This is a genomic window from Paraburkholderia madseniana (assembly GCF_009690905.1).
Lineage (GTDB): Bacteria > Pseudomonadota > Gammaproteobacteria > Burkholderiales > Burkholderiaceae > Paraburkholderia > Paraburkholderia madseniana.
This window is the reverse complement of sequence record NZ_VOSW01000014.1, coordinates 47,000-66,693: the sequence shown is the minus strand read 5'-3', so window position 1 is coordinate 66,693 and position 19,694 is coordinate 47,000. Positions and strand designations below refer to the sequence as shown.

Here is a 19,694-nt window from a genome sequence, read left to right as displayed (position 1 = left end):
GAAACACTGATGGATTTCGCCGCCGCCAGTGCCATGCCATGGACGCAGATGCTCGACGCGCCTGCGCCGCCGCAGCGCGTGCCGTTCTATCGGATGGTCTGCGAATTCAACCTGCGTCCGGACACTTATCTGCATGTCACGCGCGTGCCCGATGCATGGCCGGCCGCTTATCGCCAACTGACGGCGTTCGGTGTTGCCGGGCGCCGGCTGATCGCGAGGCATCTGCTCGACGCGGCCGGCGTGGCCGGGCACTACGACTTCAACGTGGCGAGCCCGGTGGCGCGGCTTGCGCTGTTGCCGGGCGCGGCGCTCGAACAACTGGCCGCCTACGCGGGTTTGCTGCTGCATCGTGCGTGGTTGCGCGAGGCGCTGAGCGTGCGCCGCGTGCGTGCCGAGGTGGCGGCCCGATTCGGTGCGGACGCGCTCGACCTGACGCTCGAGCGCGCACCCGCGTTCGATGCGCTCGGCGAAACGCTCGAACCCTGGCGCGCCGACCCCGCCGCGCTGCCGCCAACGATCCGCGCGCGTGGCGGTCGCCTGCTCGCCGATTTCATTGCCGCGGCAGGCGTGCCGGTAGACGCGCGGGCGCGCCTGAAATTCAACCGTGCGATCGACAGCCAGGCGCCGTATCTGCTGAATCACGCGCAGCGCGACATGGTCGGCGAACTGGTGTTTCTGTTCCTGATTCCCGAGAGGCTTAACGCATGGGACTGGCTTTTCTGATTACGAGCGACAACCTGCAATTGTTGTCCGAGCGCAAGGTGCTGAAAGAGCGCGAATACGCGACGCTCCTCGATGCGTCCGCGGTCATCGCCACGGCGCGCACGGAGGCCGAGCGCATCGTCGCGGCTGCGCAGCGCGAATATGAAGCGCGGCAGGCCGCCGGCTATGAGGAAGGCGTGCGCCGCGCGCAGAAGGCGTCCGCGGCGCAGTCGTATAGCCAGGCGCTCGCCGCCGCGCAGACCATGGAATCCATGAAAGACGCGATGGCCGAGATCGTCGTGAAGGCGGTGCGCGCGATCGTCGGCGAGATGCCGGTGGCGCGCCTCCATGCGGCGGCGCTCGAACGGATCGCGCCGCTGGTGCGCGACGAGCCGTTTCTGATCGTGCATGTGGCGCCCGGCCGCCACGACGAGATGGAAGAAGCGCTGGCGAGCGCCTTTGCCGGCCACGAGCGCACGCAGAAAATCCGCATTGTCGAAGACAAGGATCTGGCGAGCGCGGCGTGCATGGTCGAAACGCCCTCCGGTCGTATCGACGCGAGCCTCGAATTGCAAATCGATGCGCTACGCCAGGCGATTCGCCGCGAACCGCTCGGGGGCGCCGCGCGATGAGCGAATTCCGCTTCGGCGCTGCGCCACGGCCGGACGTCGACGACCCCGTCGACGAAGCCAACCCATCGGCGGGTGGCGAAGCGCTCGATCGCGGCCGGCTGGTCGGCGAGCTGGATGCGGGGCTCGCGTTTTTCTCGCCGGTTTCGGTGCAAGGGCGGGTGAATCACGCGGTCGGGCAGATTCTGAACGCGACCGGCATCCGCGCGCGGCTCGGTGAAATTTGCGAGCTGCGTACGCCGAACCAGCCGACCTTGCTCGCCGAGGTGGTCGGCTTCTCCAGGCAGACGACTTTGCTCACGCCGCTTGGCGAGGTGGCCGGTTTGTCGCCCGAGACGACGGTCGTGCCGTCCGGCCGCGAGCATGTGTTCGCGATGGGCCGGGGGCTGTTCGGGCGCGTGCTCGACGGGCTCGGCCAGCCGCTCGACGGCCGCGGACCCGTGGCCGGCGCCGTCTGGGTATCGACGCAGCAGAATCCGCCGAATCCGCTCGCGCGGCAGATGATCGACACGCCATTCGCGACCGGCGTGCGCGTGATCGACGGCCTGATGACGCTCGGCGTCGGCCAGCGGGTCGGCATCTTCGCGCCGTCCGGCGTCGGCAAGAGCACGCTCCTGGGGATGATCGCGCGGGGCGCGCAAGCGGACGTGAACGTGATCGCGCTGGTCGGCGAGCGCGGGCGGGAGGTGCGCGAATTCATCGAACACAGCCTTTCGCCGGAGGTGCGCGCGCGCTCGATCGTCGTCGTGTCGACCTCCGATCGGCCCGCGATGGAACGTGTCAAGTCGGCGCTTGTCGCCACCGCGATCGCCGAGTACTTTCGCGACGAAGGCCAGCGCGTGCTGCTGCTCGTCGATTCGCTCACGCGCTTTGCGCGCGCGCAGCGCGAAGTCGGCCTCGCGTCCGGCGAGCCGCCGACGCGGCGCAGTTTTCCGCCCTCCACCTTCGCCGTGCTGCCGCGTCTGCTCGAGCGTGCGGGACAGGGCGAGCGCGGCTCGATCACGGCGCTGTATACGGTGCTTGTCGAAGGTGACGAGGAGTCCGATCCGATCGCCGAGGAAGTGCGCTCGATCCTCGACGGCCATATCGTGCTGTCGCGCAAGATCGCGCTCGCCAACCGCTATCCGGCGATCGACGTGCTTGCGAGCCTGTCGCGCGTGATGCCGCTCGTCGCGTCGCGCGCGCATCAGATGGGCGCGGCGCGTGTGCGCGAACTGCTCGCGAAATATCAGGAGATCGAACTGCTCGTGCAGATCGGCGAATACCGCGAAGGCAGCGACCGTCTAGGCGATCTGGCGTTGCGCGCGCGCGACCTGCTCGGCGCGTTCTGCATGCAGACGGGGAGCGAGGACATCCGTTTCGAGGAGACCCTCGCGAGGCTCATCAAACTGGCGAACGACCATGCCTGACGACCAGGAAATCCTGACCACGCTCGCGCGGCTGCGCCGGGTGCGCGAAATGCGCAGCCAGCTTGCGCGCGTCGCGGCGGCCAGGCAGCAGGGCATCGCGGCAGAGAGCCGGCGCGCGCTCGTACAGGCGCAAGACGGCCTGACTCGGCAAATCGAGGAGAAGGCCGCGATCCAGCAGCGGCTCGCGGCTGTCGGCGCGCGCGAAGCGTCGGCGCGCACCTTGCAGGATGCGGCTGTCGATGCGCGGTCGGCGAACGTGCAGATCGGCGCGGCCAACCGCTCGCTGGCCGACGCGAGGACACATCACGACGGCAACGAAGTGCAGCTCGCGCAACTGCAGCATGCGGCGCGCCGCGCGAAAGCCGCTGAGGACAAGCTGGAGAAAGCCGGCGAGCGCCATACGCGCTCGCTTGCTGCGCGCACCGAACGGCTCGCGGACGAAGTCGCCGACGGCTTCGCGGTGCGCCGCTTCGGCGCGCAGCACGCGCTCGAGCAGGACGAAGCAGAGGCCAACGACAACGGCGCCCCCGCTCCCTATCCGCGCCCGGGTGGCCGATGCTAGCGCAGGTGCAGGATTTCAACGATATCGCCGGCAGCCTGCGGCCGCTCATGTACGTGATGCCGCGTCTCTTGCCGATCATGCTGATCGTGCCCGTGTTCAACGAGGAGATCGTGACGGGCCTCGTGCGCAACGGCCTTGCGGTCGTGATCGCCGCGTTCGTCGCGCCGGCGATCGACGCGGCACAGATTGTCAGCATGCCGTTCCTGCTGTGGTGCATGCTCGTCGCCAAGGAGGCGGTGGTCGGCGTGCTGCTCGCGGGCGCATTCAGCGCCGTGCTGTTCGCGATCCAGAGCGTCGGCTACCTGATCGACTTCCAGACGGGTAGCGGCAACGCTTCGTTCTTCGATCCAATGGGCGGCCATGAGGGGGGACCCACGTCGGGTTTTCTGAACTTCGTCGCGCTGACGCTGTTCGTGACGGCGGGCGGGCTGCAGTCGCTCGTGCGGCTGTTCGCGCAGTCGTATGTGTGGTGGCCGATCGGCGCGCTCGGACCGGACTGGTCTGCTGTGTTGTCCACCTTCGTGGTGCGTCAGACCGACGCCATCTTTACGTGGCTGGTGAAGCTCGCCGCGCCGATCGTAATCGTGCTGGTGCTGGTCGAATTCGGTATCGGTCTGATCGGGCGCGCGGTGCCGCAACTGAACGTGTTCGTGTTTTCGCAGCCGTTGAAGAGCACGCTGGCCTTCCTGATGATGGTGCTGTTCCTGCCGCTCGTGTACACCTCGCTGCATGGCCTGCTGAGTCCGGGGAACGGCATGCTCGAACTGCTGCAGAGCCTGATGGCCAATCCGCACTGAGCGCGCGATGGCGGAAAAGACCCAGCAGCCGACCGCGAAGCGCCAGCGCGAAGCCCGCGAACGCGGCGACGTGCCGAAGAGCGCCGAGACGATTTCGACCGCGATGTTCGTCGGCGTGGGCGCGGCGGTGGCGGGAGGCTTAGGCGATCTATTCGGACGCGTGCAGCGCCTCTTTGCGCTCGTTTTCGACGCGGTGGGTGCGCCCGATCCGGGCGGGCGGATGGCGGCGCTCGGCCACGCGGCGGCGCGCGACTGGATGATCGCCTCGATCGAGATCGTGCTCGCGGGCGTGCTGCTCGCGGTTCTCGCAGGCCTCGTGCAAGTGGGCGGCGTGATGGCGTGGAGCAAGCTCGTGCCCTCGCTTGGGCGCCTCAATCCCGCCGAAGGCCTGAAGAACATGTGGTCGATGCGCAATCTCGTCAATCTGGCGAAGATGGCGGTGAAGACCCTGCTGCTTGGCGCGACGCTCGGCTGGCTGATCTATGCGTCGCTCGATCCAGCCGTGCAGTCGGGTTTCACGCGGCCGCTGTCGATTCTCGCGCTCGTCATGCATCTGCTGTTGCTGCTGCTCGGCTGGGCGGCGCTGATCTACATCGTGATGGCGCTGATCGACATCGTGCACCAGCGGCACGAGCACAACCAGAAGATGAAGATGTCGATCGAGGAAGTGCGGCGCGAATACAAGGAAGAAGAGGGCGACCCGCACGTGCAGGCGATGCGCCGGCAACTCGCGCGCGAGGTGCAGTTGCGCTCGCTCGGCGACCGGATCGAGTATGCGGCGGTGGTGGTGTATTCGTCGCGCGTCGCGGTTGCGCTTTACTACTCGGGACTCGGCACGCTGCCGTGGGTGCTCGCGCGCGGTGAAGGCGACGTCGCCGAGCGCATCGTGAAGCTCGCGCACGCAGCGCTGCGCCCCACGCTTGCCAATGTCGGGCTGGCGCATGCGTTGTATGAATCGACGCCGGAGAACGGCACGATCGCGCAGCGCCATTTCGATGAAGTGGCGCGGCTGTTGAAGTGGGCGCGCGGGGCGGGATGAAAGGGCGCGCCGTGCGGCGTGCGGCTGAAGCTTCGTCCGCGCCGTCCCTTGCACCCCTCACCCGATCACGATCTGCTGCCCCGGGTACACGAGATTCGCATCACCTCCGGCAAGCTGCGGATTGAGCTGGAAAATCTCCTGTAACGCGCGCGCATCCTGCTCGCCTTCCGACATTCCTTGCTGATCGGCCGCGGACACGTGCGCGGCGTTGAGTAGCGTTTTGCGGTTACGGTCGGCGATCACCCATAACGAATCGCCCTCGGCAACGAGATAGCGCTGTGCGGTGGGTGTCGGATTCGGCGTCTGTACGGGTTGCCCCGGCTGGCCCGGTGATGCTGATGCACCGGGCGTCGCCGGGGTTGAGGGCGAAGCTGATGGAGCTGGCGACGCACTCGCGCCCGTGGTTGGGCTCGCACTGACGCCGGGCGAAGGACTTGCACTCGCGCTCGGCGTGTTCGTCGACGCAGGCGGTTGAGGGCCCGTGTTGCCGCTGCTGTTATTGCTATTCATGAAGAACGGCGCGATCTGGTTGCCGATGAAGATGCCGATAGGCAGGAGTGCGAGCCAGATCGGCACCTTGCTGACTTTCGGCGTGGCGTTCGGGAAGCGGGCATTGAGCCAGCCCGCCGACAGAATCAGCGACGACGCGGCCGCCGTGCCGCCTGCGAACCAGTGGTTCTCGATCAGTTGCGAGCTCGCGCCGAGGAGACCGCCGGACGCCGTGAACGCGTCGCTGGCGGAGTCGGCGAAGCGCGCAACGCGGCTGCGCTGGTCGACGTTCACGCCCTGGCGGCGACCCAGCAGGACCATGCCCGTATACGTGCCTGACAGCAAAACGCCGGCGGTCGGCAGCACGGTCAGCCACGGGTCGTTGCCGGCGAGCGCGTGGATATCCATCGCCAGCGTGCCGGTGTAGCCCGCCAGCGCCGAGATGCGCGCGGCGGTGCCGAGCCAGTGCCGCGGATTGCCCTGGTGGATCTGTTTCAGCGCCGTGCCGGTGAAGGCGCCTTGCATCTGCCCGAGCATGTCGCCCACGATAATCTGCGTCTGCTCGACCGCGTCGGTATAGCTCAAGCCATGTTCCTTGTGCAGCCAGCGGATGCGCGCGACGTTGGCTTTGCCTTCGTCGGCCAGCAGTTGCAACTGGGCGCTGCGCTTGCTCGTCCGGTCGTAATTCGGCAACTGGCTCGACAGGCGTTCGACCAGCGTATCGGCCACCTTGTCGAAGACGCGCGGATCTCCGTTTTGCAGGCTTCTGACTGAGGCCTGGTGCGCCGCCTGGAACATGCGGGCGATCCGCGTCGCGGTCAGCAGATGCGGCGTGGCGGTCTTCAGGTTGGCAAGGCCAAGCGTATCGAACAGGTTGAACTGGTTGGTGCCGAGCACGGTCGCGACGCCGCCCAGCCCGACGATCGTCGCGCCGGTCAGGAACCGCGTGCGCCAGTTTTTCTCGATCGGCGCGAGGTGCAGCGCGGTGAGTTCGGCGAGCGCCTGTTCGTCCTTCGCAATCTCGTCCTGACCCAGTTGCGCGGCGGTCTCGCGGCTCTCGCTGACAGCTTTCTTTGCGTCGTTCTTCAACGCCGGATCGCTGACGATCTGGGCCCACGGGGTGAGCTTCCCGGGGGCGGATGGCAGCGTGCGGTTGCCGGGATTCCGCAGATGGCTGCCGACGTCGGTCATCCAGCGCCGTGCGTAGGCCTGCGCCTTCCCGTTGCCCGACGGGTTCCAATGGCGCTGTGCGTAGGTCGTCTCGGCGAGCCTGGCCTGGTTGACGAAGTCGGTCGTATTGCGCTGATAGATACGTTCACGGATGCGGGCAATCGCAGCGGGCGGCAAACCGTCTTCACGGCCCACCCGATCGAGTTCGATGAGCAACGGCCGCTGCTGCTCGACAAGGAGCGACGCGGCGGGGCGATCGAACACACGGGTCAGCGCATCGTCGCCGTGAATCCGTGCGAGCTTCTCCGGCTGCCCCGCATACTTGACGATCAGACGGGCGAGCGCGGTGGTCAGCTCTTCATTGGCGATCGAATCGGAGCCGTGCGTACCGTACCCAAGACCCATATGCACCCAGTTCAGCGTCTGACGATCGAGTACCGCTTCCAGCAGTTTCGCGTGACCGCCGCCCGGCACCGATTCCAGCACCGTATCCCAGCCGTGGAAGGTGACCATCACCTGGGGGGCGCGCGTGCCGGCATTGCGCTTCGCCCAGTCTTCGAGCAGGGAGAAGGTGCGGACGTAGTCGTGGTAGCTGTCGTTGGTGCCGGCCTGGATCGCCTTGTCGTGCGCCGAGACCAGATGACGCGACGGCGCCGTTTCGAGACGCAGCGCGAAGCCGGCCTCCCGCGCCGCATCGAGCCAGGCGAAGAGCGTTTTCTCGTTGAGATGGTCGAGCGGCAGAACCTCATTGTTGGCGCCGCGGATCACGCCGTTTTCATAGTCGACAGTCGCCCCTTTCAACGCACCGAGCCTTTTGACCGCCGCAACGAACTGGGGATCATGCTTCTTGCCCTGCGCCGCGTTCAGCGTATTCGGATCGACCACGAGCGTGACGACGGGCATCGCCCCGCCGGTGCGCTTGACTCTCTCGACAGCCTGCTCGGGATTGTCGAGCAGCGTAAACGCCCGTCCCATCGGCGCGACGCGATCCTGAACCGCAGGGTCCGCGGCGAGAAAGTGCCGTATGAGTTTCGTATCGCTGACCGTCGCCACGCTCAGACGTCTGCCCGCGCGCACGTAGTTGCGAAGCAGCCTGGCTTGCCAACCGGTTGCCGTGTCCAGAAGCCTGGCAGCGCGCCTCGTCGGCAGCGGCGAAAACTGCGACAAGCCGTTGGGCGAGTCGTCGCGTGCGACGTGCAGCGGCAGGTGAAGTGCTTTCCACTGGGTCGCGTCGGCCACCACGACGTCGGGCACCCGGTCGACTGCGGCATCGGTGAGTTCGACTGGCGTAGCGGAGGCGTTGCGCTTGCGGCTCGCATATTCCTTGAGGGCCGCGAGCTGCGGGAACAGCCACGATTCCTTGATCTTGCCGTAGCGTGCGATCAATTCGGTGACCGTCGCGCTCGAGAGTGCCGGCTGGTACGGCTTGATCTCGATATCGGTGGTCCTCCTGCGCGCGCCGAGCAGACCGATGCCCTTGTTGGCTTTGGCATGCGCTTCCAGTGCCTTGGGGTCGAGCTCGGTCAACAGGAACTGCATGTTGGCGCCGTGCGGACCGCGGCCGATCGGCGATTCGTCGATCGATACTCCGGGCGCGTTCGCGTCGTGATGCTTCCAGTCGCCGAACCAGCGCAGTTCTTTGCCGCGCATTTCGAGGCGGCCGCGCGCATTGTTCGTCATGTGTGCGATGTCGCCTTCACTGTCGTACACATAGATATGGTGCTTGCCCTCTTTGATCGCGCCGAGTTCCGAGGCTCGCAGCAAATGCACGAAGTTGATGCCGCGAAAATTGACCGCGTGGAGGGGCTGTTCCGGCAGCAGGTTTGGCGCGATGCCTCGCGTTACCGGGCTCACTTTCCGGGCGGCCGCTTCCGTTCGGTGCGCCGCGCGCTGAGCTTCGCGCAGTCGCGCGAGCGCGTGCAGTCGGGCCCGGCCTCTGTAGATGCCGAGCAGCGTCAGATCGGCGCCGCTGCGGTGCGGATCCCTGGCTGGCTTCTCCGCCTTGCGCGCGGCGCGCTTCGATAGCATCGGGTCGAAGCCGCCGAACGCCTCGACCGTTTCGGGCGACTGGTCGCTAATCACGAAGCGCACACCTTTTCGCGACGTCCACGGCATCGGCACGCGGCCCACGTGCTCGCGGAACGCGCTCTTCAGCTTCGCTGGCGCGACACGGGTTCCGGCAACCGGCGCATTCTCCGTGTATTGCCAGGCGTCGTCGATTTTGCGCGCGTGGCCTAACGGGACACCGGTCTTCGCGTCGACCGCATAGATCGTGTCGGTATCGTGGACGGCATGGTTTGCGGCCTGCCTGGCGCTGGCGAAATGCTGGACGCCAGCCAGCTTGCCGATGGTTTCCGCGACTTGCTGGCTGACGCCTGTCGCGGCGACCGGCAGCTTCTCCGTCTCCGGCACGCCCGTTTCGGCGATCTCGGCTGCGCCGCCGAACGCGTTCAGCGTCTCGAGCGGCACCGGTGAGAGATAGAAATCGAGCTTGCCGCGCGCCTTGACGCTCTTGTTCGACGTGTCCAGGTGGCTGAGGGCGCGCTTCACCACCGGCGGCAACTTGCCGCCGGGCGCTGTTGGGTGGATTTCGCCGGGTACGCCGTGTTCGTCGAGCTGCGTGTGCGCGATGAACGTCGGCTGCTCGCCGGCGCGGCGTGCGCTGCGCTCCGCGATCAGCACATGGGCGCCGGGGCCTGCTTCTACCGCGAGGTCCGCGAGGTTCGACACGCGTGCGCCTTCCACCCGCTGCAGCTTGCGCAACCCGCGTGCGTCGAGCCACCGCGCCGCGCGTTCCGCGGGCGCCGAGCCGCCCGGCACAGCCGGTGGATTCGGCGTGGTCGGAGCAGGCATCTCAATGCCGTCCGCGGTGTGCCAGCGCATCCGCTGCTTCGCCCATGCCGCTTCGTAGTGCTGCCGATACGTGCGGTTGCCTTTGAGCGAAGTCGGCGCATCGGCGAAGGCGGCAGCGAGCCGTTCGAGCGAGGCGGGGTCGTCGGCGCGGGCGCGGCCGGCTTCACGTTCGATTGCATCCGGCAGGCGGACGTGTTCGGCGATATCGATCTCTTTGGCCGCCTTGATTTCGTCGCGCACCCGGAAGGCGAGCGCCTGCGCGCGCGCCTCGGCCTCGAGCGCGCTCTCGACGAACGCCTCCTTGCCACTGCCGTCGAGTCCGAGTGTGCCGTTGATGGCATCGACCGCGTGACCGACCTCGTGCGCGAGCGAATAGACAATGCTGCCGGTGCGACGCAGGCCGCCGTCGATCACGATCTGCTTCCTGCGCTCGTTGATCTTGCTGCCGCCGCCTACGCGGCCCATCTTGACCTGCCAGCCATGATCGCTCAGCAGGCGCATGTGTTCGGAAAGCAGGCTCGAGTGCTGCGCGAGCGCGCTGACATCGCCTGAGACCGGCACGCCCCGAAAGCGCATCAGGATGCGCGTTATCAGCGAGGGGCGGGGGGCATAGTCGCCGCCCGCGAACGGCGACTCCGGTCGCGCGTGGGCGAGGCTGTAGGCGACGCGTTCATCGAAGCTCGACGGCAAGCGTTCCGAGCTATCGGCGGGCACGGGGGTCGTGCCGGCGTGGCGCACGCCGCCAGCGAGCCACGTGCGCACCGGCGTCGGGTTGGTGTCGGGGGCGCGCTCCAGACGTTTGTTCAGCTTGTCCTGATCGGGCTCGAAAGACGCGTCGACCTCGGTCGGGATGTTGCGCTCGCGCGCTTCGGCCAATTCGGCGACGGTCACGTCGCCGCCGCCGAAGGCGTAGTAGATGCCGTTGTCCTGCGCGATCGAAAGCATGTACGAGCGGCCGTCGGGCGCCATCACCTGCCAGTTTTCATGCGGGTCCGGCACGTAGATGACCTGGTCGCAATACGGCGAGGCGCCGAATTCGCGTGCCGCTTCCGAGACGATGCCGGCCGTCGCCAGGCCGTGGCTCTTCGCGACTTCGTACGCAACGCCTATGCCGTCACTCGTTGCGCCCGCAACCACCAGCAGGTTCTCCGCGCCGTGCGCGGCCACTTCAGCGTCCAGCGTCGACGCGATGTGCGCCTTGAGCGCATCGACGTCCCGGTAGCCGAGCCCGGAATAGCCACCGAATACGACCACGCGCTTGCCCTCGGCGAGGGCCTCTACCTTATCGAGGACAGTGTCAACCGGCCGCACGGACGGCGTCGCGGCGGGCGTGGGCTGCGGCTCGGGACTTTCGGCTGCGCCCATGATGCGCCGGATGATTGCCGGCTCACCCGTCTCGGGATCGTGCAGGAGTTCGAAGGGTTGCCGGCTGTCGGGCTGACCGGGCATGCGAATATCGGCGAGCCGCGTTGGCCGTGCGCCTCTCGCTCCGCCGTACACGCGCACATCGACTGCGTGGCCGTCCACCGTTGTCAGCCTGACCGTTCGCTCGTCCACGGCATGGGCGTCGACGGAAACGTAGTCGGCTGGCGCAAGATTGCGCGCGGGATTGCTCGGGTCCACGCCGAACTGCGCTAGCCGCTGCCCAGTACGTGCGCGCAGATAGGCGGCTGCGTCGAAATTCGGGCCCGCTTCGTTCTGCCGGGCGCGCGTATCGCGCAGCGCGAGCCAGATCGCTTCGGCTCGTTGCTCACCGAAACTGAAGTCGTCCTGTACCTCGGATACGTCGACGCCACGCACACTCGCGATGGCTTCGCGAGCCTTCGTTTTCATGTCTGCGCTGACTTCGGCGGCGGTCGAAACACCGCGCAGCGCGCCCTCCGTCATATGCGGCACGTCGCTGCGGAAGTGGTCCGGATGAGCTTGCTGATACGCTGCCAGTGCGTCGACGACCGGTTGACGGTCGTGCGCGTCCTTGGTGTAGACGACGATATTTTCCGAGCGTCCGGGCGCCGATTTCGGGCCCGCGATCTTCGCGCTATAGACGCCCGGAAAATCCTCCGGCCGGTCCATGATGTCCTTGACCAGGAATCGCATCACGTCGGGCGCATGTTCCGGCGTAGCGTTGATGTACACCCGCTCCTGAACATCGTCGTATTCCGGGCCGACGCCTTCAGGCGGCATGAAGTGGTAATAGCCCCCGCCGAAACCGGGATTTTTCGCGAGGAAATCCGCGATGGAGTCATGGACTCCCGCGCTGGTCTGCACGGCTTCTGCCGATCCGTCAGGTCGTTCCCCGGCCAGTTGCCGGAGCTGATCGAGATATCGGCCTTGCTGGTCGGCACTTAGCGAGAACCGGGCAGCCTCTTGCGCTGGGACTTTGTTGTAGAGCCCGTAAACATCGTCTGCCGACCCGACACCTTGCGCCAGCGCCTGTGCGAGCAGTTTGCGGAGACCGTCATGCGCATTCGCTGGTTCGGCGCGCACGTCACCGCTAAAGCGCAAATAGCCGGCCTCGGGATCGAGCGAACCTGGGTCGTTGGACAGGTTGCCCAGATCGACCGTCGAGCCATCGCCCGTGACGAACTCCGTGCGCACATTCACGAAGCCGGCTGCTTCGAGTTCACGCGCTGTCGCGTCGATCGCCGCGCGGGGATCCGGCTCCTCGAGCAAGCCGCTCGGGCGCTCGAGAGTCACTCTACCGCCAGGACGCATCACGCGTGCGACGTCACCCAGCACGCCGGGCCGGTTCGTCAACGCGTCGGCGAAGCCGGGTCTGAGCGTGACCGACTCGTAGGTGTTCTCCGGAGTCGATGAGAAATCGAACGCGGGATGGCCGACCGAAAGCTTGCGCACGCCATGCTCTGCAAGCGGCGGCGCGCTCGTGATCCTGTCTGCTGGATGGATGACCTTCGGTATCCCCGTCAGATCGTCGTGCGTCTCGCTGGCATAGAGGGGCGGCTGATCGAGGGCCGGGGAGGATCTGGGCACGCCGTCCGCGTCGCTAGCACCGGCAGCGGCGCCCTGTGTCTGGCCGTCAGGGTGGGGTATGCCATCCGGGCTCGTCATCGCGCTCGGCGTGTGGGTCTTCTGACGCGCCCATACTTCGTCGTAGAACGTCTGATAGGTCTTGCCGCCCTTGACGGAAACCGGCGCCTCGGCAAAGGCTTCGGACAGGCGCTGCGTGAGTTCGGCGCGATCGCCCGTCGCCCAGTTGCCGTATTCCCGTTCGATCGCCTCAGGCAGGCTCGTGCGCGCGGCGATATCGACGCCGCTCGCAAGCGAGATCTGGTAGCGTGCCTCGAAGGCATTCAATTGCGCGCGGGCTTCCGCCTGCAGCGCACTGCGCGTGAAGCGGCCCTGTCCGCCGTAGTCGAGGCCGAGCGTGCCGGTCGCCGCTTCTACCGCGTGCCGGGCTTCATGCGCGAGCACATAGGTCATGCTGCCGGCGTCGCGCAATCCGCCGTCGATCGTCACGGTTTTCGTCTTCGTACTGATCCGGCTACCGCTGCCCGGCTTGCCGCGGACAACCTTCCAGCCCTTGCTGTCGAGCATTCGCAACTGGTTCGACAGCGTGCTCGACTGGGACACGAGAGCGCTCACTTCGTCAGGCAGTGGCGCGCCGAAGAGACGCATCCGAATGCGGTCGATGAGCCCTGGCTTGCTGCTGTACGGGCCTTTTTCGGCCATCGCCGGATGCGGCATTTCGAGCGGTGCGCCGTCGACCAGAATCTTGCGTTCGGCAATGCCGCGTGCGATCGCGTTGATCTGCTCGTCGATCTTTTGCAGCACCGCGTCGTGATATTCGTCGGCCCCGTATTCGATCCGGTTCGGATCGCTCAAATAGAAATGGGCGTCGCGGTAGATACCCTGGAAGTCGAACGCGAGCTTCTCTTGCGTGACGATCCTGCGGATCGTATCGAACTGATCCAGCGTTGTGCGGCGGATGTTCGCAGGCAGCTTGCCGGCCGCGACTTCGCGACTGGTGAACTGGTTGCGCAGATGCGCGTAAGCGGCCTCCACCTCGTGGCTGTGCACTTCGCCGCGCGGCTGGTACAGCACCGCGACGCGGTTGGCCACGCTGAACACGCCGTCCATGGTCAGTGTCCTGAGCCCCAGGAAGCGGAGCCTCTCAAGGCTCTCGAATTCGGTCGTTGCCGCTTGCACATGATCCGCTGCGGTCGTCCCCCCTTGCGAATACACGCCGACCACCGCGTTCGCGCCCAGTTCGAAGCCGCCTTTCTGGACGCCGAAGCCGATCAGCGCGCCCAGGTGCTCGGCGAGGTCGACGGGGCTGTGGGCCTCGCCGTCGAAGAAGATGCCGTTGGTGTTGGCGGTCAGCGGGCCGAGGTCGCGCAACTGATACGGCGCGGGGTCGATGCGCAGGTAACCATTTGTTGCGCGCAATTGGCCGTCGCTGCCGATCGCGCCCTCAGGCGCGACGAAAATCGATTTTTGCCAGACGTTCGCGAGTTCCGGCGCGAATTTCAGTTCTGCGTTTGCCACCGACAGGATGACTGGCTCGCGCATCTCGTACGGCTCGGGAAACGTATAGCGTGAGCGCACCGTGAACTCATGGCCCGAGAGCAGCGGCCCATCGCCGATGTGAAGCTCGCCTTGGGCTGTGCCGGAGCCGCGCACCACGTAGAGATTCTGCCCTTCGTACTGATGCATCGTGACCGGGCCCATCTGCAACGAGTGGTCGGGGTGCTTGCCGGAGAGCAGCGAGCCCTCGAACGGCGAGTCCTCCTGCGCGTTCTCGCGCGACCAGTCGGTGCGCTCCCGGAACGTAGCCGGCAAGCGCGCTTCGGTGGCGTTGGGAGCGGGCATCGTGCGGGCGTTCTGGCTTGCCCAGACCTCATCGTAAAACGCTTGGTAGGTCTTGCCGTCCTGGATGGAAACCGGCGCCTCGGCAAACGCCGCGGACAGGCGCTGCGCGAGCCCGGCGCGATCGCCCGCCTGCCAGTTGCTGTATTCGCGTTCGATGGACTCGGGCAACCCCGCATGTTCGCCGATGTCGCCACCGCCCGAGAGCGAGATTTCGTAGCGTGACTCGAAGGCGTTCAACTGCGCGCGCGCTTCTGCTTCCAGCGCGCTGCGGGTGAATTGCCGCTTGCCGCTGTAGTCGAGACCGAGCGTGCCGGTTGCGGCTTCAACCGCGTGCTGGGTTTCGTGCGCGAGCACATAGGTCGCAGCGCCAGGATCGCGCACGCGGCCGTCGATCGTCACGCGGCGCCGTTTCATGTCGATCCGGCTGCCGTTGCCGGGCTTGCCGCGCCGCACTTTCCAGCCGTTCTCGTTGAGCAGGCGCAGTTGTTGTGAGAGCGTGCCCGATTGCTGGACAAGCGCGCTCACCTCGTTGGGCAGCGGCGCGCCGCCCATGCGCATCTGGATGCGTTCGATCAGTCTGGGCTTTGGCGCATCCGCGGCGCCGGCACCGTCAGCCATGGCGGGGTGCGGCATCTGAAGGCCGGCGCGCGACCCCGCGCCCGCGGCGACGAGCGTGCCGGCGTGGCGCTCGGGTTCGGATGTCGCGGCGTTCCCAGGCTCGCTCGACACGCTGGGCGCCGCGAGGTTCGTTTCGTTCGGCGTGACCTCGTCAGCGAGGCTTAAGCCCTGCGTTTCCAAAGCGGTTTCGCGGTTGACGCGTATTTCGTTGGGCACCGTCAGGCGCGCGACAATCCGGTTGGACGGGCTCAGCAAGCCGTTCGCCGTCCGCGTTTGCAATGACAGGAGGCGCCATTGCTCAAGGCTGTTGAATTCGGCCTGCGTCGCCGGTCCACGCTGCTGGACCTTAGGGGCGGACGCCTTGGAGACCATGAAGCTTGCGGTGGATGCCGGCTTGATGACGGCACCTTTCTGCACCGTGTAACCGGCCAGTTCGCCGACATGATCGGAGAGATCGATCGGTCCCGACGCGTTGGGCGCGCTGCCGGAGAGCGCTTTGCTGTTTGCAACCGGCGGCTCCGCTTCCGGGGAACTGGAGAGATTGCGCGGCGGCACGGCGGCAGTGCGAGGCGCGCTTTCCGGCATGCCCGCCGCACGAACGACATAGATACTGTGACTGCTGTCGAAGGGCAGAGCGGTCGGATCTGCTTGCGGCGGCTCACCCGTGGGTATGCTGTCAATCAGGCTGCGCTGAACGGGCATGGGTTCGTCCGCGTTCAGCACGGACGCTACGATGCGCGCCTTGAAGCTGACCGGTGACGCTTCGCTGGGTGCACCGGCTCCGGCGCTGCTGCTCGGGTCGACGATGCGGCGAAACTGCACCTGCTGTTGATCGCTGCGACGCTGGTCGGCACGGGTGTCGTCGTTACGGCTGATCGCGCTTTCCTGTTGCTGCTCGAGAATCTGCGCTGAGCCCTGATTCACGCGGCTCTCTACGGTCTGCGCAGTGGTCGCGGTTTCGGCTGCGGTGGTGGCGGAAGCCTCGATCGCCTGCGTGTCGGATGTGCTGTTGCCGCCGTTCTGGGTTGGGTTCGAACTCTGACTAGCGTTCTGATTCTGGTTTTGCCTGGATGCGGGCGGCTTGGGAGCGGGCGCGCTCGGCAGCAGGGTATTTTTCGTGCTGGCGAGCGAGAGGTTGTCGGAGAGGGTAAGCGAGCCGTCGGTGCCGAACGTGATCTTCTCCCCCGTCGCCTCGGTCTTCGATGGGCCGAAGCGGTTGTAGGTGTATTTCGATATGTTGCCGTCCTGGTCGACAAATAAAGTGTCCTGCTTGACCTGGTCCGGATTGCCTGGGCTGCGCACACGCACCGGCATCCCGTCATAGGAGATCGCCTTGTGGCCGACCATCAACGTGCCGTCTCGGGCAACGCCGACGGTCCGTCCGTCAAGGGTCGCAGCCGTGCGATCGAGCGTCAGGTAGTTGTGCGCCGCAATGGCCTTGGGACCTGCATACACACCAAGTTTCTGTCCGTCCACCCTGACGGCGCCCCCATCGCCTTTCAGCCCGTACGGCACGTTGCGGCGGATGAGGCCTTGCGACCATCCCTCCAGCTTTTCATGGCCCTTGAGCAAGACGACGTTTTCCAGGACCGACCCGACATCACCGGCGACGCGGTCAGTGTGACCGGTCACCGCATCGGTGATGGTCTGGCGGCCGGCGTCGATTGCGCCTCCCCATGCGGACACCTTGGCAGCCCCTTCGGCGAGCTTCGCGATCCTGCTCCCTTCCGCGAGAACCTTGATCCCCTTCGCCGCGCCCGCCGCGCCGAGCGGCAGCAGGTTGATGTAGTCCGAGCGCGCGCCTGGATCGGTGATGCTCATGCTCTGGTCGTGCTGGGCGCGTTGGTAGAGGTCATTTCCCGCGTTCAAGGCGGAGGCGCCCACTGATCCCCAGATCATGCCTGTCCCGACGACATCGAGCGTGACGCCCAGCGGCGCGAGCACGACGGACGCGTCCAGCAGCCCGCCGACGAGGTCGAGCGCCATCCCTCCGGCGAGTGTCAGGAGGTTCAGATTGCTGGCGCCGAGCTTCTCCAGCCAACCCTCGTGATGGGCCTCGCTTTGTTTTATCTGCAGCACGCCGTTCGCGTCGTAACCGGTCGCGATATCGAGCGTGCCGCTTGCCGACAGATGGTTGTTGTCGACGTAGTCGTTGGTGCTCGTGTACTTCGCGCCTTCCTGGTCTATGTAATACGTGGAGCCACTCGGGTTGGTCACCTTGAAGAGCGAGGTCGTTGCCATCCCGCTGTCTTGCGACGCATAGACAACTGGCATCACGCTAACCTGGGCATTCGCGCCGCCGACCTTCATGATTTCATCGCGCACCTTGTTGATCGCCGAAAGTGCGTCGCCACTGTAGTGGAGCGTCTTGTCGATCGGTGCCGGGCTGTTGGGGTCACTGGACTGCGCGCTGTTGTCCACAGGTGGCCCGTCCGGCTGCAGGCCGAGCGCGGTGCCGATCAGGTTGCGCTCCTGGTCTGCGGTGAGCGGGTTCGCACCTGTGTCGCCGAAGCTGGCGGATTGTCCTTTCAGCGTGCTCTGACTGACCGAGTCGAGCAGCGATTGGGACATGTCGCTGCGATGCTGCTCGTAGAAGTCGTGGATTCTCTTCTGATAATCGGCCTGGTCGCTTTCCGACTTGGGGTTCAGCAGATTGTCCGGCAGGCTGGCCCGGAACTGATCCATCAACACTTGTTGATGCATCAGTTCCGAGGTGATCTTCGCTTGCCCGAGCACGGTATCCGCTTGGGTGGAGGCGTTTTGAGCATCCGCAAGCGCCTGCCCATAGGGATTGACGGGAGTTCCCGGGCGGGGCGGCCGGTCGGTGTTGTCGGACTGCGTCGTGCGGCCGTGCTGCTGGTTCCAGTCGTCGTACTGGCCCTGGACCAGCGAGAGCGAGAACTTCTTGCTGTCAGAGTCCGATTGCGCGGCGCTGACCGCGTTCTGTGCGGACCGCTCGTTGACGGAATCGGCCAGCCGGCCGTCCGCCGCGCGCAACGCCGACACGACGGACTGCATCGTTTTCGGATCAACGTTGAGCGGGTTGTTTGCCGTCTTGTCGGTGATGGCCTGGGTGGTGTCGGCATACTGAAGCGCGAGCGAACCGCCGAACGTCGCGACGAAGTTGTCGTGTGCGAGTTGCGCCTGTTGTTGCGCCGTGCTGAGATCGGCGCCTGCCTCCGACTTGAGGTACCTGCCTTGCACATTGCTGACAGCGGCGCGCGCGGTGTCGACATTGCCGTCGGCGACCAGCATCTGCAGGTAACTGCCGCTTGTCGCCGCGGCGGCCTGCGCGTGAGTCAGCGCGCTCTGATCATATTCGAATATGTGTTCGCTCGCGATGACCGGGCCGCCGAATTTTCCGGTGTCGCCATCGCTCGCCGCTTGTGCGTTCGCGAGCGTGAGCGCGTCGGCCGCTGCGTTGGTCCATGCGTTCGCGAGATTGGCGACCTTCGCGACGTCGTTCACGTTCGCGCTGGCCTGCTGCTGATCGTCGAGCGCTGCCGGCGCATTCAGTTGCAGGCCGAGTGGCGCGAGTGCGTCGTTCAACCGGCCGACGCCGGCAACCATGGCGTCCTTGTAATCCGGGTTCGATGCATACGACTGGAGCTGCGCATAGGCGAGATTTGAATTCGCTATGTCCGCGCTGCTTGCGCTCAGGGCGGCGGTCTCCTTGGCGTCGGCGATCTGCCATGCGTCGTAGGCAGCCTGGGCGGCGGGCTTGTCGGCTGCGGTCTTGATGTCTTGCGGGTTGGGAACGTAGTTATCGTTGGTGCTCGCTCCGGGAATGAGTGCCTTCAGCGCTTTCAGCTTGTCGGCGACATCGCCTTTCGCTGCGTCGGCCGTCGCCTGATCGGCGTCGGCCTGCTTTCCGTACGCAAGCATGTAGCCCGCATCGGCTGTCACGTTCAGCTCGCGCTGAGCCTTTTGCGTCGCGTCGCGGGCGCTCGTGTAGTCGGCTTCCGCCTGTTTCAGGTCGGCGGACGTCGTCTCCGGGTCGTGATGCATCATCATCAGCACGCCTTGCTTCGCTTTCTCGTTCGCGAACGCATTGTCGTACTGGGTCTGCGCGCCCTGTATGGCCTGCTGGGCGGCCTTGGTCTGATCGTCGTCGACGGTGATGTCGGGCGGCTTTGGGCGGTACTGGTCAGCGAGGCTCTGGATCAGATTGCTGGCGGCGCTGATTTCCTCGTTAGTCGGCTGGTTCGGGTCGACGTTCGGGCCGGCCGGTACCGGGATCGGCGCTACGACCGGGTTTTGCGAGCCGCTGCTGTTGTTCGCGGGGGGCACCGGTTGCGGCTTGTCGAGCGTGTCGAGCGCGTTGGCCAGGAAGTTCTGCCAGTTCGCGCCCATACCGATGCCGTCTATGTACAACATAAAAGCCTCCGATCGACCATGTGCCACCGCGCGTCGCATACAGGCGTGCGCGTCCAGGCGCCGCGCGTGCAGTGCTCATTCGAGTGTAAGGAGGCGCCGCGCGGCCGGCCGTATCGTGTTTCGTAGCGTGATGCGGGGTGCGGGCGGCGCAGTGAGCTTGATTTACGAAATGTGCCGAATTGCCGGCAAGATAGCCGCCGGCGTGTGGGAGGCCGGGGC

At 66.1% G+C, this 19,694-nt stretch carries 7 protein-coding genes; 6 read left to right on the top strand and 1 reads right to left on the bottom strand.

What is annotated here, in order from left to right; genetic code table 11:
- Nucleotides 1-33: 33 nt before the first annotated feature.
- The 6 genes from FSO04_RS09740 to FSO04_RS09715 are packed head-to-tail and all read left to right on the top strand — an operon-like array spanning nt 34 to nt 5,138.
- Nucleotides 34-723, top strand: a complete 690-nt coding sequence (locus FSO04_RS09740) for a SctK family type III secretion system sorting platform protein (protein ID WP_308112586.1) — start codon at nt 34-36, stop codon at nt 721-723.
- Nucleotides 705-1,334 (top strand): type III secretion system stator protein SctL, encoded by a 630-nt coding sequence (gene sctL, locus FSO04_RS09735; RefSeq protein ID WP_154559488.1) that lies wholly within the window; start codon nt 705-707, stop codon nt 1,332-1,334. Before FSO04_RS09740 ends, sctL begins: the two co-directional genes overlap by 19 nt.
- Complete coding sequence (locus FSO04_RS09730) at nt 1,331-2,740, top strand: FliI/YscN family ATPase (RefSeq protein WP_154559487.1); 1,410 nt, start codon at nt 1,331-1,333, stop codon at nt 2,738-2,740. Before sctL ends, FSO04_RS09730 begins: the two co-directional genes overlap by 4 nt.
- A complete protein-coding gene (locus tag FSO04_RS09725) occupies nt 2,733-3,302 on the top strand; it encodes a hypothetical protein (RefSeq protein WP_154559486.1) in 570 nt (189 codons plus the stop codon). The genes FSO04_RS09730 and FSO04_RS09725 overlap by 8 nt, the downstream gene beginning before the upstream one ends.
- The gene (sctT, locus tag FSO04_RS09720; RefSeq protein ID WP_154559485.1) at nt 3,296-4,099 is read left to right on the top strand and encodes a type III secretion system export apparatus subunit SctT; all 804 of its coding nucleotides are present in this window, start codon (nt 3,296-3,298) and stop codon (nt 4,097-4,099) included. Before FSO04_RS09725 ends, sctT begins: the two co-directional genes overlap by 7 nt.
- 7 nt (nt 4,100-4,106) lie before the next feature.
- Nucleotides 4,107-5,138 (top strand): EscU/YscU/HrcU family type III secretion system export apparatus switch protein, encoded by a 1,032-nt coding sequence (locus FSO04_RS09715; protein WP_154559484.1) that lies wholly within the window; start codon nt 4,107-4,109, stop codon nt 5,136-5,138.
- Between the two features lie 57 nt (nt 5,139-5,195).
- On the opposite strand, the gene FSO04_RS09710 is transcribed toward FSO04_RS09715, so the two are convergent.
- Nucleotides 5,196-19,475, bottom strand: a complete 14,280-nt coding sequence (locus FSO04_RS09710; RefSeq protein ID WP_166618165.1) for an LWXIA domain-containing protein — start codon at nt 19,473-19,475, stop codon at nt 5,196-5,198.
- Between the last annotated feature and the right edge of the window lie 219 nt (nt 19,476-19,694).